General features: G+C 72.5%; 12 protein-coding genes and 1 pseudogene. 8 read left to right on the top strand and 5 right to left on the bottom strand.

Annotation, left to right across the window (positions count from 1 at the left end):
- Positions 1-61 precede the first annotated feature (61 nt).
- The 3 genes from AB0937_RS31540 (at position 62) to AB0937_RS31530 (ending at position 2,498) form a co-directional block, all read left to right on the top strand.
- Entirely contained in the window at positions 62-1,135 is a 1,074-nt protein-coding gene (locus tag AB0937_RS31540; RefSeq protein WP_366716492.1) for an ADP-ribosylglycohydrolase family protein, read from the top strand.
- 44 nt (positions 1,136-1,179) lie between these two features.
- A complete protein-coding gene (locus tag AB0937_RS31535; protein ID WP_366716490.1) occupies positions 1,180-1,674 on the top strand; it encodes an NUDIX hydrolase in 495 nt (164 codons plus the stop codon).
- 92 nt (positions 1,675-1,766) lie between these two features.
- Positions 1,767-2,498 (top strand): Sir2 family NAD-dependent protein deacetylase, encoded by a 732-nt coding sequence (locus AB0937_RS31530; protein ID WP_366716488.1) that lies wholly within the window; start codon positions 1,767-1,769, stop codon positions 2,496-2,498.
- Between the two features lie 480 nt (positions 2,499-2,978).
- Here AB0937_RS31530 and AB0937_RS31525 read toward each other — a convergent pair whose 3' ends face one another.
- Both AB0937_RS31525 and AB0937_RS31520 read right to left on the bottom strand, forming a co-directional pair.
- Entirely contained in the window at positions 2,979-3,461 is a 483-nt protein-coding gene (locus AB0937_RS31525; RefSeq protein WP_366716486.1) for a methylated-DNA--[protein]-cysteine S-methyltransferase, read from the bottom strand.
- A gap of 10 nt (positions 3,462-3,471) precedes the next feature.
- Positions 3,472-4,953: an AlkA N-terminal domain-containing protein gene (locus tag AB0937_RS31520; protein ID WP_366716485.1), complete on the bottom strand. Its 1,482-nt coding sequence runs from the start codon at positions 4,951-4,953 to the stop codon at positions 3,472-3,474.
- Between the two features lie 131 nt (positions 4,954-5,084).
- Between AB0937_RS31520 and AB0937_RS31515 the strand changes: the two genes are divergently transcribed.
- A complete protein-coding gene (locus AB0937_RS31515) occupies positions 5,085-5,447 on the top strand; it encodes a metalloregulator ArsR/SmtB family transcription factor (protein ID WP_366716483.1) in 363 nt (120 codons plus the stop codon).
- Positions 5,448-5,474: 27 nt separating this feature from the next.
- On the opposite strand, the gene AB0937_RS31510 is transcribed toward AB0937_RS31515, so the two are convergent.
- Entirely contained in the window at positions 5,475-9,368 is a 3,894-nt protein-coding gene (locus AB0937_RS31510) for a glycoside hydrolase family 2 TIM barrel-domain containing protein (RefSeq protein ID WP_366716481.1), read from the bottom strand.
- A gap of 208 nt (positions 9,369-9,576) precedes the next feature.
- Positions 9,577-10,407 (bottom strand): annotated as a pseudogene (locus AB0937_RS31505) (alpha/beta hydrolase).
- Positions 10,408-10,559: 152 nt separating this feature from the next.
- Between AB0937_RS31505 and AB0937_RS31500 the strand changes: the two are divergent.
- Positions 10,560-12,605, top strand: coding sequence for a SpoIIE family protein phosphatase (locus AB0937_RS31500; RefSeq protein ID WP_366716479.1), 2,046 nt, complete (start codon positions 10,560-10,562; stop codon positions 12,603-12,605).
- Positions 12,606-12,617: 12 nt separating this feature from the next.
- Here the strand turns inward: AB0937_RS31500 and AB0937_RS31495 are convergent, their stop codons facing one another.
- A complete protein-coding gene (locus tag AB0937_RS31495) occupies positions 12,618-13,034 on the bottom strand; it encodes a hypothetical protein (RefSeq protein WP_366716477.1) in 417 nt (138 codons plus the stop codon).
- A 310-nt stretch (positions 13,035-13,344) separates the two neighbouring features.
- Between AB0937_RS31495 and AB0937_RS31490 the strand changes: the two genes are divergently transcribed.
- The 3 genes from AB0937_RS31490 (at position 13,345) to AB0937_RS31480 (ending at position 16,341) form a co-directional block, all read left to right on the top strand.
- A complete protein-coding gene (locus tag AB0937_RS31490; protein WP_366716475.1) occupies positions 13,345-13,923 on the top strand; it encodes a potassium channel family protein in 579 nt (192 codons plus the stop codon).
- Between the two features lie 3 nt (positions 13,924-13,926).
- Positions 13,927-15,333 carry a DUF2252 domain-containing protein gene (locus AB0937_RS31485; protein ID WP_366716474.1) on the top strand — a complete coding sequence of 469 codons (1,407 nt, stop codon included), beginning with the start codon at positions 13,927-13,929 and terminating at the stop codon, positions 15,331-15,333.
- Positions 15,334-15,507: 174 nt separating this feature from the next.
- Positions 15,508-16,341 (top strand): class II glutamine amidotransferase, encoded by an 834-nt coding sequence (locus AB0937_RS31480; protein ID WP_366716472.1) that lies wholly within the window; start codon positions 15,508-15,510, stop codon positions 16,339-16,341.

Raw genomic sequence — 16,341 nt, 5'->3', positions numbered from 1 at the left:
CCGAACACCGGCAGACCCGAACACGCCGCAAGCCCCCTCCCGAAACGGGTAGACCACAACCATGACCCTCGTTGGCACCGGAACGGCGCTCTCCGACCGCATCCTCGGCGGCTGGACCGGCCGCATCGCGGGAAACATGCTCGGCAAGCCGGTCGAACAGGGCGAGGTGTGGACCCGCGACCGCATCGACCGCTATCTGAGACAGGCCGCGGCGCTGCCGCTCACCGACTACCTGCCCGAGCCGATCAGCGAGTACGACGGGTTCGCACTGCGCCCCGAATGGCGCAGCTGCGTCCGCGGCCGCATCCACGGCAGCTGCCGTGACGACGACGTCGACTACGCGATCCTCGGCCTCGACCTGCTGGAGACCCACGGCTTCGGCTTCACCACCGAGCAGGTCGGCGACCTGTGGCTGCTGCGGCTGCCGTACCTGCAGACGTTCACCGCCGAGCGGGCCGCCTACCGCAACCTCGCGAGCGGGCTCAAGCCGCCGCTGACGGCGACGTACGACAACCCGTACCAGGAGTGGATCGGCGCCCTCATCCGGGCCGACGTCTTCGGCTGGACCTGTCCGGGCGCCCCGCGCCGCGCCGCCCTGCTCGCCCGGCGGGACGCGGTGCTGTCGCACACCGGCAACGGGGTCTACGGGGCGATGTGGGCGGCGGCGCTGATCGCGGCGGCGTTCACCGCGCCCACCGTGCGGCACGCCGTCGACGAGGCCCTCACCGTGATCCCGGCGAGCAGCCGCCTCGCCCGCGCGGTGCGCCGGGTGGTCGCTCTGCACGACACCCGGATGTCCTGGGAGGACACACTCACCACGGTCGCAGAGGAGACCTCAGGCATGGGCTGGATCCACACCGTCCCGAACGCCGCCGTGCTCACCGCCGGCCTGCTCTACGGCGACGGTGACTTCACCCGGACCATCACGCTCACGGTCCGCGGCGGCCTGGACACCGACTCCAACGGCGCGACCGCGGGTTCGGTGGCCGGGGTGTTCGGCGGGGCCGCGGACATCCCGGGCCAGTGGAAGGAGCCGCTGGAGGACACGGTCCGCAGCGCGGTGTTCGGCTTCGACGGGGTGCGGATCAGCGAGCTGGCGGAACGGACGCTGCGGCTGGCGGAGCCTGCGGCCTGACCGCCCGGGTACGAGGCGGCGACTCGCGTGGTTACCCTGCACCGATGACCACCTCTCCTGACTACGCCGCCTACATCGCCTCCCTGCCCCGTGTCCTGGCCGGCGCCGCCGTGCTGTTCCGGGACGGTACGGGCCGGGTGCTGCTCGTCGAGCCCAACTACCGGGAGGGCTGGGCGCTGCCCGGCGGCACCGTCGAGTCCGACGACGGCGAGACCCCGCGGCAGGGCGCGCGGCGTGAGACGGCCGAGGAGATCGGCCTGGACCGGGAGCCCGGCCGGCTGCTGGCGGTGGACTGGGTGCACGGCACGGGCCGTCCGCCGCTGGTGGCGTACCTGTACGACGGCGGGGTGCTGAGCGGGGACGAGCTGCAGGCGATCCGTCTCCAGGAGGAGGAGCTGCTGTCCTGGCGGCTGGTCCGGCGCGAGGAGCTGCCCGGCCATCTGCCGGGCGCGCTCGGCGGCCGCGTCCTGGCCGCCCTCGACGTTCTGGCGGACGGCTCGGGCACGGCGGAGCTGGAGAACGGCCGGCGGGTGCACTGAGGCCCGCGGCCGCTCACCCCGGCCCCCGAGCCGCTGCGTCCCGTCCGATATCCGCTCGCCGCCGTCCCGCGGCCCCGCATACCCTCGGCGCCATGGCCAAACCCCTCGTCGCCCTGCTCACCGGTGCCGGCATCAGCACGGATTCCGGCATCCCGGACTACCGCGGGCCGAACGGGCTGTGGCGGCGGGATCCCGACGCCGAGAAGCTCGTCACGTACGAGTACTACATGGGCGATGCCGACATCCGCCGCCGCTCCTGGCTGATGCGGCGCGAGAGCGGGGCGCTGCGGGCCGAGCCCAACGCCGCGCACCGGGCGGTGGCGGAACTGGAGCGGTCCGGGGTGCCGGTGCGGGTGATCACGCAGAACGTGGACGGGCTGCACCAGCTCGCCGGGATGCCCGCCCGCAAGGTGCTCGAACTGCACGGGTCGGCCCGCGGTGTCGTCTGCACCGGCTGTCACGCCCGCGGCCCGATGACCGACGCGCTCGCGCGGGTCGACGCCGGTGAGGCCGATCCGCCGTGCCGGGAGTGCGGCGGGATCCTGAAACCGGCGACGGTGATGTTCGGCGAGCGGCTCGACCCCGTCGTCCTCGGCGAGGCGGCCGCCATCAGCAAGGCCTGTCAGGTCTTCGTCGCCGTCGGCACGAGCCTTCAGGTCCAGCCCGCCGCCGGTCTCGCCGGTGTCGCCGCCGACCACGGCGCCCGCCTGGTCATCGTCAACGCCGAGCCGACCCCGTACGACGACCGCGCCGACGAGATCGTCCGCGATCCCATCGGCACGGCCTTGCCGGAGCTGCTGCGCCGCCTCGGGGACGGCATCTGACGCATGGCTGGGCCCGGCACGCGGCCTCGTCTCAAGCCCACACCGCCCTGACCACGGCGTGGCCTGCTTCAGCCGCCCGTGCATAGAACCCCCCAGGGGCGGGTGGGAGGGGTCGGCATCGGCGCTGTGTGCCACGGCGCGCCCGCCGAAGACCGGCAGCTCCCGGAAGTGGCCGGCATCTGCGTCGAGGACCTCGGCAGCGGCGTAGAGGTCGTTGACGGAGTCCCAGACCCTGTCGATCGACTCTGCGATGCCCGCCGTGCGTGTGGATGCTCACGGCGACGAGTCCTCCCTGCTGGCCGGCCCGTCTGCCGGGCCGGACGGAGCTAACCTGCTCGACGGCGCTGACGGCGTGATGCCTGTCTGAATCGCCGGGGCTGCCCGGCTTCTTCAGGACGCCCTCCGACACCGAGCGCCGCGTCTCGTCGCGATCGGCCACCGCGGACAGGTGCACATCGTGGCGGACTCACGCGACAGGCCCTAGAACAGCGCCGCCCCGCGTTCGAAGTCAAGCAGGCGCTGCTTGCGTTCCAGGCCGCCGCCGTATCCCGTCAGGCTGCCGTTCGCGCCGATGACGCGGTGGCAGGGGACGACGATGCCGATGGGGTTGCGGCCGTTGGCGAGGCCGACCGCGCGGGAGGCGGTGGGGGCGCCGAGGGCGTCGGCGAGCCGGCCGTAGGTGCGGGTCTCGCCGTAGGGGATGCGGCGCAGCTCGTCCCAGACGCTGCGCTGGAACGGGGTGCCGTTCAGGCGCAGGGGGATGGTGAACTCCTTGAGCTCGCCCGCGAAGTAGGCCTTCAGCTGCTCCTCCGCCTCCGCGAAGAGGGTGGCGTCGCGGGTGCCGAAGGACTCCTCCGGCGGGCGGTGCCGTTGGTCCGTCATGTAGAGCCCGCACAGGACACCGTCGTCGGCGACGAGGGTGAGGGGGCCGTACGGGCTGTCGGTCACGGTGTGCTGCTTCATCGGGGGGTCCTTACACCGGAAGGAAGTTGATGGGGTGGCTGTCGGTCGCCCAGAGGTACTGGACCGCGTACGCCCGCCAGGGGCGCCAGGCCGCCGCGCGGGCGGTGAGGGCGGCCGGGGTGGACGGCAGCCCCAGGTCCCGGGCGGCGCGGCGGATGCCGAGGTCGGTGGGGAGGAAGGCGTCGGGGTCGCCGAGGGCGCGCATGGCGATGACGTCCACCGTCCAGGGGCCGAACCCGGGCAGGGCGAGGAGTTCGGCGCGGGTGCGCGGCCAGTCGCTCTCGACGCCCAGGCGGAGGTCGTCGCCGGCGAGCCCGCGGACCAGGGTGGTGAAGGTCGTGCGGCGGGTGCGGGGCATCGCCAGCGACTCGGGGTCCAGCGCCGCGAGGGCTTCGGGGGCCGGGAAGAGGTGGGTGAGTCCGCCCTCGGGGTCCTCGACGGGTTCGCCGTGCGCGGCGACCAGGCGGGCGGCGTGGGTGCGGGCGGCGGCGGTGGAGACCTGCTGCCCGAGCACGGCCCGGACGGCGAACTCGGCCTCGTCGACCGTGCGCGGCACGCGCCGTCCGGGTGCCTTGCCGACCAGGGGCGCGAGGACCGGGTCGGCGCGCAGCTGGTCGTCGATCGCGACGGGGTCGGCGTCCAGGTCGAGCAGACGGCGGCAGCGGCTGATGGCGACGGTCAGATCGCGCGGGTCGCTGAGGGTGAGGCGGCAGGCGATGTGGTCCGGGTTCGGGGTGAGGGCCACGATGCCGTGGCCGTAGGGCAGGCGCAGGGTGCGGCGGTAGGAGCCGTCGCGCCACTCCTCCACGCCGGGTACGGCCGTCGCGGCCAGGTGGCCGAAGAGGTTGTCGGGGTTGAGCGGGGCACGGAACGGCAGCCGCAGGGACAGGGCGCCGGGGGTGCTCGCGCCCTGCCGCTTCGGGGCGCGGGCGCGCAGTTCGCTCGGCGGGAGGGCGAAGACTTCGCGGACCGTGTCGTTGAAGGTGCGGATCGAGGCGAAACCGGCGGCGAAGGCGATCTGCGCCATGGGCAGTGAGGTCGTCTCGATGAGCAGCCGGGCCGTCTGGGCGCGCTGGGCACGGGCGAGCGCGAGAGGACCCGCACCCAGCTCGGCGAGGAGCTGGCGTTCGACCTGCCGGGTGCTGTAGCCGAGGCGGCCGGCCAGACCGGGCACGCCCTCGCGGTCCACGACTCCGTCCGCGATCAGCCGCATGGCGCGGGCCACGAGGTCGGCCCGCTGGTTCCACTCCGGGGAGCCGGGGCTGGTGTCGGGCCGGCAGCGCTTGCAGGCCCGGAACCCGGCCTGCTGACAGGCCGCCGCACTGGGGTGGAAGACCATGTTCTCCGGCTTGGGCGGCACCACCGGGCAACTGGGACGGCAGTAGATGCCGGTGGTCAGGACGGCCGTGAAGAACCAGCCGTCGAACCGCGCGTCCTTCGACCGGACGGCGCGCAGGCAGCGCTCGGTGTCGGTGTGCATCCCCATCTGCATGCGTCCAGCATCCGGCACCGGGCGGCCCGGGGCTGGCGAGAATCCGACATCGACGTGGTAGCGCGGCACCGCCCCACCGGGACAGATGAAGATTCATTCATGTGTTCGTGCGGGGCCGGTACGATGACGTCATGGGTCATGGAGCCGTCACCCCCGCGCAGGAGACCGCCGAGCGCGTACGCCTGGACGCGGACAACGTCGCGAAGGTCGCCACCACGCTCCAGGCCCTGTCCACGCCCTCCCGGCTGATGATCCTGGCGCGGCTGCGCGAAGGCCCGCTGCCGGCCACGGAGTTGGCCGCCGAGGTCGGCATGGAGCAGTCGGCCTGTTCGCACCAGCTGCGGCTGCTGCGCAATCTGGGCCTGGTCGTGGGTGAGCGGCGGGGCCGTTCGGTGGTCTACGCGCTGCACGACCACCATGTCGCCGAGCTGCTCGACCAGGCCGTGTACCACGTGGAGCATCTGCGGCTCGGCATCAGCGACGCCACCGACTGAGTCGGCGCCGCTGCCCCACCGTCGGTGCTATTCGGTGGCGGTCGGCCGGCGTGAGGCCTCCATCGCCTCGCTCACGCGCGTCAGCGGACGCAGCCGGTAGGTGTACGCGTAAGTGCGGTTCGCGGGCAGCTTGAACTCGTCGTGGGTGTGCGCGCCCCAGCTGTTGTCGCCTCCCACGCCCATCTGGCGGTGGTTGATCCGCAGCACCACCGCGTCCCGTGGCGTGAGCTGGTAGTCGTGGCGGGCCCCGGCCGAGAGGTCCTCGGGCGTGAAGTGCGAGGCGTTGACCTCCACCAGCGGCTCACCGCTCACGAGCAAGCCGCGTCCCCGGCCGTCGGTCAGCGCGGCCCAGCGGACGTCGGTCTTGTTGCCGTTCTCCTGGGGACGCAGGTAGGAGGTCCACTGCCCGGAGACGGTGCCGGAGTACAGGCCGACGTCGGTGGCGTCGTTGCGGTCCCACATGTTCTCCTCGGGGCCCCGGCCGTAGTAGTGCAGCCGGTCCAGGCTCCGCGGCAGGAACAGCAGCGCGCCGACCTCCGGGATGTACGGCAGGTTCGCCGCGCCCGGGTGCAGGGTGTTGTCGACCTTGATCTCGCCGTTGCCGAAGACCGTGTACGTCGTGCTGTACGTGGACTCCGTGCCGGTGGGCAGCGTGCCGGTGACGGTGACCTCGACGGCCCGGTCGCCGAGGGGCCGCACCCGTACGCCGGACACCTTCCGCTGCGCTCCGGCGTCGCGCCAGATCTGGTTGCGGGTGTGCTGGCCGTTGCCGCGGTCGTTGTCGGTGGGGGCCCGCCAGAAGTTCGGGACGGGGCCGGAGGTGAGCAGACGGGTGCCGCCCGCCTCGTAGGAGGTGATGGTTCCGGTGCCCTTGTCGACGGTGACGGCGAAGCCCTTGCCCTTGACGGTGACGGTCTTGCCCCCGTCGGTGTGGCTCAGGGCGGGCACGCTCCGCAGCGGCGTGGGCCGCACGGCCGGGCTGCCCGCGTCGAGGGCGAGTTGCTGCTTGGCCACCTCGAAGCCGGCCTTCGCCCACGGGGTGGCTTCCCTGGTGGTGAAGGAGAGCTGGAGGAAGTACTCCGTGCCGGGCTCGGGCCTGGCCGGGAGCCGTACCGGGACCTTGACGTCCTTGCTGCTCAGCGGTGCCACGTCCAGCTGGTCGCGGGTCAGCCGGCCACGCTGGACGACCTCGCCGTCGGCGACGAGGGACCAACGGCCGTCGAACTCGCGGAGGTTGGTGAACAGGTACTCGTTGGTGAGCCTGACGGTGCCGGGGCCGCCGGAGGCCGACGTGGCGTTGACGGCCTGGTAGATCTGCTTGACCTCGGCGGACTTGCCGGTGAGGCCGCGGTCGGCGGTGACGATGCCGTCGCCGGAGAAGGCGCCGTCGTTGGGGTTGTCGCCCCAGTCACCGCCGTAGGCATAGAACGTCCTCTCGCGCGGGCGCTTCTCGGTGAGGCCGGCGGTGGCGGCGTCGAACCAGAAGCGCACACCCTCGTCGCCGGGCTTGCGGGCGTCCGAGGCCAGTTCGGTGGCGCTCAGCGCACGGGCGTACACACGGGCCCGGCGGATGGTGCCGCTGAACTCCCGGGTCGGGTTGTCGACGTCGGTGGCGAGCGACAGGGACGCGGTGTTGTTCGCGGGGCGCCGGGTGGTGGTCCTGGTGCCGCGCACCTGACCGTCGACGTAGAGGGTGAGCGTGCCGGCCTCCGCGTCGAAGACGCCGGCGACGTGGTGCTCCTTGCCGGTCCAGCCGTCGGGCAGCGCCCAGCTCGCGGTGACCCACTGGCCGCCGCCGTGGATGAAGAACTCCAGGTTCCTGTCGCTCTGCTTGAGGGCGTACTGGGTGTCACCCTTGGCGATGATCGGCTGGTGAAAGCCGGTCACGCGCGGGGTGATCCAGGCCTCCAGCGTGAGGGAGCCGGTGAGGTCGAGGCGGGGGTCGCGCGGGAAGACGGTGCCGCCGGAGACGCCCTTGGCCCGGTCGAAGGTTCCGGCAGGAGCCATGACCTCGCCGCGCAGCGAGCCCGGGCCGGACTCGGTCAGCAGCTTGCGCGACGGGGTGGGCCAGCGCAGGGCCTGGTCGACGAAGTCCCAGATCCAGCCGCCCTGGAGGACGTCGTAGCGGCGGACGATGTCCCAGTACTTCTTGAAGTTGCCGCTGGAGTTCCCCATCGCGTGGGAGTACTCGATCATCACGTACGGGCGGGTGTCGCTCGTGTCCTTGGCGCGCTGCTCGACCCGCTGCGGGCTGTCGTACATCTCGGAGCGGATGTCGCTGATGCCCGGGCGGTCGTCGCCCTCGTACTGGATGACGCGGCCGGGGTCGTAGGAACGGATCCAGTCGTGCATGGCGTTGAAGGTCGTGCCGCCGCCGGCCTCGTTGCCGAGCGACCAGATGACCACCGAGGCGTGGTTCTTGTCGCGGTGGACCATGTTCCGGGCGCGCACCACGCACGCCTCGGTCCACTCGGGGTGCCCGCTGCCGGGGAACTCGTCGCGGATGCCGTGGGTCTCCAGGTTGGTCTCGCCGACGAGGTACAGGCCGTATTCGTCGGCGAGTTCGAGCCACAGCGGATTGTTGGGGTAGTGCGAGGTGCGGACGCTGTTGATGTTGAGGCGCTTGATGATCCGGATGTCCTCGACCATCTGCGCGCGGGTGAGCGCCGAGCCGGTGACGGGGTGCATCTCGTGCCGGTTGGTGCCGCGGAAGGAGACGGGCTTGCCGTTGATGCGCATCAGGCCGTCCTTCAGCGCGAACTCGCGGAAGCCCACCCGGTGCGAGAGGGTCTCGACCACCTCGCCGGCCGGGTCGCGCAGGCGGAGCACTGCGGTGTAGAGGTTCGGGTGCTCGGCCGACCACAGGCTGGGCGAGGGGACGGCCCTGGCCGCCTCGGCGGTGGCCTCCTCGCCGTCGGGGAGGTCGACGGACCCGTTCAGGGGGCGGGACCAGACGGCGTGGCCGCGCGCGTCGTAGAGCTGGGTCTCGACGGTGTAGCGGCCCGCGCCCTCGCCACCGTAGTCGCGGACGTGCGCGGTGACCTTGAGTTCGGCGGTGGTGTAGCCGTCGCCGAGGGGGGTGTCCAGGCGGAAGTCGCGCAGGTGCACGCTGGGCGTGGAGAACAGGTGGACCGAGCGGAAGATGCCGCTCAGCCGGATCATGTCCTGGTCCTCCAGCCACTCCGCGTCGGAGTAGCGGTACACCTCGACGGCGATCTGGTTGGTGCCCGGCTTGAGGTGCGGGGTGATGTCGTACTCGGCGGAGGTGTAGGAGTCCTCGTGGTAGCCGGCCAGCTCGCCGTTGATCCACACGTAGTGGGCGGACTTGACGCCCTCGAAGTGCAGGAAGGTGCGCCGGCCCTTCCAGTCGCGGGGCACGGTGAACGTGCGGCGGTACTGGCCGACGGGGTTGTAGCGGGTCGGGGCGGCGGGCGGCTGGGCGTCCTCGCCACCGCCGTTGGGCCCCCACCAGGGATAGGTGATGTTGACGTAGATCGGGAAGTCGTAGCCGTGCATCTGCCAGGCCGCGGGCACGGGGATGGTGTCCCAGCCGGAGTCGTCGACGTCGGTGCCGTAGAAGTCCTTGTCCCGGTCCTCGGGGCGGTCCGCGTAGGCGAACTTCCAGGTGCCGTCGAGGCTCAACCGGTAGGGCGAGCGCTCGCGGTCGCCCTTCAGGGCCTGTCCGAGGTCCGCGTAGGGCATGAGGGTGGTGTGCGGCGGCTCGGTCCCCACCCGGTACACGCTCAGGCCGTCGTTCCACTCCGGGGGGCCGTCGGCCGCCGGGCGCCGGCCGGCCGCGCGCGACGCGGTGGGCGACGCCGCGAGGGCGAGCGCGCCGAGCACGGCGGCACCCCCTTCCAGCAGACGACGGCGGCTGACGACGGGCCGGTCGGCGGGGGACGGGTGCGGGGGGTGCGGCATGAACGTGGCCTTCCTCGGTTCGACAGGTGCGGTGCTGCACGGACTGAGGGCACGTCAGATGCGATCCTCAACTGCACACCCTGAGTGGGTGTTTCTGTTGAGTCGCGTGGCAACTGACGGTGACGGAGCAACTGCTGAGCAGGCACACCCTAGGACCCGCACACAAACGAAGCAATGACCGCGTCGGACTTTGTGCGGTCCTGATGGTTCAGGCCGTGAGGAAGGCGAACAGCTCGCTCGTCAGCCGGGCGGGCGCGTCCAACGGGACGAGATGGCCCGCCTCCGGGACGGGTACCAGCCGCGCACCCGGGATCAGGGCCGCGAGCTCCTCCCCCTTGGCGAAGGGGATCCAGGTGTCCTCGGTGCCCCAGCACACGGTGATGGGCAGGTCGACCGTCGGGTAGAGCGGCTGGATCTCGTCGGTGTAGCGCTGGTCGGCCTGCGCGATCTGCCGGTAGAACGCCGCCTGCCCCTCCTCCCCCGTCCAGGGCCGCACCAGCGCGTCGAGCGCGGCGGGGCGCAGGCCGACGTGGCTGGCGGAGGAGACGTACTCGCGCACCAGGGCCTCGTGCAGCGCCGCCGGGAGCTGCTCGAACACCCGGCTGTGCTCCCCGACCAGACGGAAGAAGGGGGACCCTCAGGGCTTCAGGGCCACCGGGTCGACCAGGGCGAGCCGCCGGTAGCGGGCCCCGTGCAGCAGGTGGGCCCGCAGGGCCACGCAGCCGCCGAAGTCGTGCGCGATCACCGACGGCTCCCGCAGGCCCCAGTGCGCCAGCAGCTCGGTGAAGATCCGGCCCTGGGCGGCCAGTGAGACGTCCTGGCCGGAGTGCATGCCGGAGGTGCCGTAGCCCGCCATGTCCCAGACGTGGACGTGGTGGCCGACGGCGGCGAGGGCGGTTGCGATCTCGTGCCACACGTACGACGAGAACGGCGTCCCGTGCAGCAGCACGACCGGCTCGCCGCCGGGCTCGCCGAGCCGGTCCCAGCGCACCGTCCCCGAGGGGGTGGGCAGGCTCTCCCGCAGCCTCCGGTCCGACACGACGCCGCTCCCTCCTGGTGCGGTGGTGACCCGCGCTTTTTTTGTCATTTCGGCGCGACAGTGCCGCTGCTCCGACCGTAATGTGACCTCATCGGACAGCCCGCACAACAGATCATGGCGGTACCTTTGCCGCGCCGGAAGGAGCGGCCCGCATGAACGGCTACGCGACCTCGGACCGCGACGCCGTCACGACCGCGCCCGGCGGGCTGCTGGACCTGCTGAAGGTCGCGGCCGTGGTCCTCGACGCGGGCGGGCACATCGCGCTGTGGAGTCCCGAGATCGAGCAGCTGCTCGGCTGGACCGCCGAGGAGGCTCTGCGGCAGCGGGCCGACACCCTCCTGGTCTCCCCCGAGAACCGCCCCCGGGGCAGGGAGCTGTTCGCCCAGGTCAGCACGGGCGCCCGGTGGGCCGGTGTCTTCCCGCTGCGGCACCGCGACGGCACGGAACGGGCCGTGGAGTTCCGTACGATGCGCCTCCTCGACCCCGAGGGGCAACCGCACCTGCTGGGACTGGCCACGGACGCGACGACCGTACGGCAGGTGGAGCGCGACCTCGCCCTCTCCCACAGCCTCGTCAACCAGACCCCGCTCGGCATCGCCGTCTTCGACAACGACCTGCGCTGGGTCGGGGTCAACCCCGCACTGGAGCGGATCAACGGCGTGCCCGAGGAGGCGGTGCTGGGGCGCCGGGTCGGGGAAGTGCTGCCGGACCTGGACGTGGCGGCCATCGAGGCCCGGATGCGGCACGTCCTGGAGACCGGCAGACCCCTGCTCGACCAGCAGACCGTCGGGCGTACGGCGGCGGACACCCAGGACCGCGCCTACTCGGAGTCGTACCACCGCATCGAGGACACCGACGGCCGGGTCCTCGGGCTTGCGATGGCCGTGCTGGACGTCACCGAGCGCCAGCAGGCCGCGGCCGAGGTCGCGCAGGCACGCCAGCACCTGTCGGTGATCGCCGACGCGGGGGTGCGGATCGGCACGACCCTGGACCTGCAGCAGACCGCCCGGGAACTGGCCGACGTGGTCGTGCCGCACCTGGCGGACCTGGCCGCCGTGGACGTCCTGGAGTCGGTCGTGTCCCGGGGCACCATCACGCCCGTGTCGGGCGGCGCCCCGGCCGAGTTCCGGGCGCTGGCCGTGGCGGCCGGCTACCCCACCGACGCCATTCACGCCGCCGACCCGGTCGGCGAGCTCGCCACGTACGGCTCGTCGCGGATCATCACGCAGTGCGTGCGCAGCGCCCGTCCGGTCCTGGTCGAGCGGGTGGACAGCCGGATGCTGCGACGCCTCGCCCGGGACGCACGCGCCGCCCAGGCACTGCACGAGGCCGGGGCCCATTCCTACCTGGCGCTGCCACTGATGGCCCGCGGCAAGGTGCTCGGCACGCTCTCGCTGTACCGCACGGTCAACGAGCGCCCCTTCGACGACCGGGACCGGGTGCTCGCCTCGGAACTGGCCGCACGCGCCGCGATCTGCATAGACAACGCCCGCCTCTACGGCCGCGAGCGCGGCACCGCCCTGACCCTGCAGCGCAGCCTGCTCCCGAGCACGCCCGCCGAGCGGGAGGGGCTGGACATCGCCGCCCGCTACCGCCCGGCCCTCAGCGAAGTCGGCGGCGACTGGTACGACGTCCTGCCGCTGGGCCCCGGGCGCACCGGGCTGGTCGTCGGGGACGTCATGGGCAAGGGTGTCCAGGCCGCGGCGATCATGGGGCAGCTGAGCACGGCGACACGAGCGCTGGCCCGGCTGGACCTGCCGCCCGCCGAGCTGCTGAAGCACCTCGACGACATCGCCGGCTCGCTCGGGGACGCGATCGCCACGTGCGTGTACGCGGTGTGCGACCTGGGGCGCGGCACCTGCGAGCTGTCCAGCGCCGGGCATCTGCCGCCGGTGCTCGCCGGCGCGGACGGCAGCGCGGAGCTCGTCGACGTACCGGGCGGTGTCCCGCTCGGGGTCGGCGGTGTGGAGTTCGGCACCGTCGAGGTGGAACTCGCCCCGGGGTCTCTCCTCGCCCTGTACACGGACGGCCTGGTCGAGAACCGCGGGGAGCCGATCGACACCGGCCTCGGCACGCTGACCCGGCTGCTCCAGCACGCGGGGCCCAGTCTGCAGCGCGCGAGCGACAGTCTGCTCAGCGCGCTGAGTCCCGAGCCGGACGACGACGTGGCCCTGCTGCTGGTCCGTACGCGAGCCTGAGCCGCGAGGGGCTCAGGCGTCCCTCCTGCGTGGCGTGCACAGGGCCCAGATGACGAACGCGGACATCGCGATCATGATCACGGACCAGACCGGGTAGGCCGGCAGGGACAGGAAGTTGGCGATGATGACGAGCGCGGCGATGCCCACGCCGACGACACGTGCCCAGCCCGCCCCCTGGAACAGGCCCATGCTGACCAGCACGGCGACCACGCCCAGGGCGAGGTGGGTCCAGCCCCAGCCGGTGAGGTCGAACTCGAAGATGTAATTGCGGGTCGAAACGAAGACCTCGTCCTCGGCGATGGCCGCGATGCCGCGCATCACGGCGAGGATCCCGGCGATCATGAGCATGATCGCCGCGAAGGCCGTCATGCCGGTGGCCCAGCCGTGCTTCGCCGTGGTGCGCCCGTGCGTGGGGTGTGTGGCGGTCATCCTGCTCCTCGATTCTGCCGGGTCCGGCGCGGTCCGCGACCGGAGGTCGGGTGTACTGGGGCCGGAGCCCGATACCCCGGAGCCGTTCTCGCCGGCCCCTCCCGCCCCCGCGGAAGGGGCGCTGATCGCGGTCCTCCGTGCCGGGTGCACCGGGCAGCCGTCCCCGTCGACCCCAGCCTGCCCGGGGCCCGTCCGGGCCGCCTCACCCGCGGCGGGTGATCCCCGTGCGGCGCCGGGACGCTGAGGTGGTGGGACAGGCCTCGTGGGGCGCCCCGGTGCCGGAGGCAGGACCGCGACCGAGAGACGCGCGATGGACGATCCAGTGGAGCAGCCGTGCCGGCGCCGGCCGGGGCAGCGGCGGCGTGCGGCGGTCGTGGCCCTCGTACGGGCCGTGCTCGTCGCGGCCGGGCTCGTCACGGTCTACTACCTGCTGCCCCTGGACGGACGCGGCACGACCGGCGATTCCGTGCTGCTGGCCTGCGGCCTGCTGCTGGTGGTCGTGGTGTTCTGGTGGCAGGTGCGGGCCATCGTCTCCTCGCCCCACCCCCGGCTGAAGGCGGTCGAGACCCTGGCCACCACGCTGGCGCTCTTCCTGCTGCTCTTCGCGGGCTCCTACTACCTGCTGGAGCACACCACGCCGGGCTCGTTCAGCGAGCCGCTGACCAAGACGGACTCCTTGTACTTCACGCTCACGACGTTCACCACCGTCGGATACGGCGACATCACGGCCCGCTCCCAGACCGGACGGGTGCTGACGATGATTCAGATGGCGGGCGGTCTGATGCTGGTGGGCGTGGCGGCGCGCATCCTCGCCGGCGCCGTGCAGGCGGGGCTGCGCCGGCAGGGCCGGGAGCCCTCGGACGACTTCCCCATGCGGCGGAAGGACTGAACCATGACCGTACCGAGCCCCTTCACGACCTTCATGTCCCCGGCCGAGCGGGCGACCGCGGGCCGGGAGGCGCGGCGGCGCGTGCCGCGGTCGTCCCATGCCGGGTTCGAGGCGGGACCGGACCGGTTCGATCCGGTCGACGTGCTGGAGCGCCAGTCGGCCACCCGCGTACCGGAGTTGGTGCCGATCCGCTACGCCCGCATGCTGGAGTCCCCGTTCCGCTTCTACCGCGGCGCGGCGGCGGTCATGGCGGCGGACCTGGGGTCCGGCACGGACACCGGGCTGCGGGTGCAACTGTGCGGGGACGCCCACCTGCTGAACTTCCGGCTGCTGGCGTCGCCCGAGCGCCATCTGGTGTTCGACATCAACGACTTCGACGAGACACTGGCCGGGCCGTTCGAGTGGGACGTCAAGCGGCTCGCCGCCAGCTTCGTCATCGCGGCCCGCGCCAACGGCTTCGGGACGGCCGAGCAGAACAGCGCGGTCGAGACGTGCGTCCGGGCCTACCGGCGGCGGATGCGGGACTTCGCCGGGATGCGCACCCTGGACATCTGGTACGCCCAGGACGACGCCGACCACATGCGGGAGCTGATGGCCGCGTCGATGTCCAAGGAGGCCCGGCGCCGCACCGCGAAGGCCACGGCCGGTGCCCGGAACCGCACCCACATGCAGGCCTACGAGAAGCTCACCCGGGACACGGCACAGGGGCGGCGGATCACACCGGACCCGCCGCTGATCACCCCGTTGCGGGACCTGGTGGACGACTCCTCGGGTCACGGGCGGGAAAAGGAGCTGTTGGCGGTCCTGGAGGGCTACACCCGGAGCCTGTCGTCCGAGCGCCGGCACCTGCTGCGCCGCTACCGCCTGGTCGACATCGCACGCAAGGTGGTCGGGGTCGGCAGTGTCGGCACCCGCTGCTGGATCGTGCTGATGCTCGGGCGGGACGACGACGATCCGCTGCTGCTCCAGGCCAAGGAGGCGCAGGAGTCGGTGCTCGCGGCGCACAGCGGCGGCGACCGCTACGACAACCAGGGCCGGCGTGTGGTGGCGGGACAGCGCCTGATCCAGACGACCAGCGACATCCTGCTGGGCTGGACGCACGCGGTGGGCCTCGACGGGCAGGAGCGGGACTTCTACGTGCGGCAACTGCGGGACTGGAAGGGCATCGCCCGGCCGGAGACCATGGATCCAGGCCTGCTGCGGCTGTTCGGGCGGCTGTGCGGGGCGAGCCTGGCACGGGCCCACGCCCGCTCCGGCGACCCCATCGCCATCGCGGCCTATCTGGGCGGCGGCGACCGCTTCGACCGCGCCCTCACCGTGTTCGCCCAGGCGTACGCCGACCGGAACGAGCGGGACTTCGAGGCCCTGGGCGCCGCGGTCCGCTCGGGCCGTGTGCACGCGGCGGAGTGACGGCCGGCCGCGAGCGGACCGGGGCACGTCCTGGTCCCGGCCCGCGGCGCGGCGGCACGCTCTCACCCGCCGTGGGCGATGCGCCCCGGGCTTGGCCCGGGGTTCCCTGAGTCACACGCACACCACTACGGAGCCGCGGGCCCGGCCCGGGCGGCTCGGAACAGGGGTACGGCCATGTGCCGCTGGCTCGCCTACTCGGGCACTCCCGTGCTGCTCGACGACGTCCTCTACCGCCCGCAGCACTCGCTGATCGACCAGAGCCTGCACGCGCGGATGGGCGTCGAGACCACCAACGGCGACGGCTTCGGCGTCGGCTGGTACGCGTGGCACCTGCGCACCCCCGCGGTCATCCGCGACACCGGTCCGGCCTGGAGCAACCGCAACCTGAGGGAGATCGCCGACCACGTGCGCTCGCCGTTGTTCTTCGCCCATGTACGTGCCTCCACCGGGTCGGCCGTGCAGCAGACGAACTGCCATCCGTTCCGCCACGGACGGTGGATGTGGATGCACAACGGGGCGATCGACGGCTTCCGCGAACTGCGCCGGGACCTCATGCTGTCCGTGGACCCGGGGCTGTTCCCGTCGATGGAGGGCACGACGGACTCCGAGGTGATGTTCCATGTGGCGCTCACCCTCGGGCTGGACGCGGATCCGCCGGGTGCGGTGGCCCGGATGACGGGGCTGATCGAGCGGCTGGGCCGCGAGCAGGGGGTGCCGCAGCCACTGCAGATGACCGTCGCGGTGACCGACGGGGAGCGGGTGTGGTTCTTCCGCTACTCCAGCGCGGGCAAGTCACGGTCGCTGTACTACAGCAGCAGGGTGGAGGACGTGCGTGCCCTCCACCCCGACCTCGGGTTCCTGAACCATGTGTCCGACGAGACCCGGCTGGTCGTGTCGGAGCCGCTGGGCGATCTGCCTGGCGTGTGGAACGCCGTCCCGGAAAGCACCTACGGCGTCGTGCAGCCCGGCCGGGACCTGCTGCAGCACTTCGAGCCGGAGCCCGTCTGA

Source organism: Streptomyces sp. NPDC047880, from assembly GCF_040706515.1.
GTDB lineage: Bacteria > Actinomycetota > Actinomycetes > Streptomycetales > Streptomycetaceae > Streptomyces.
Note: the sequence above shows the minus strand (reverse complement) of the source record. Positions and strands in the feature narration are given on the sequence as shown.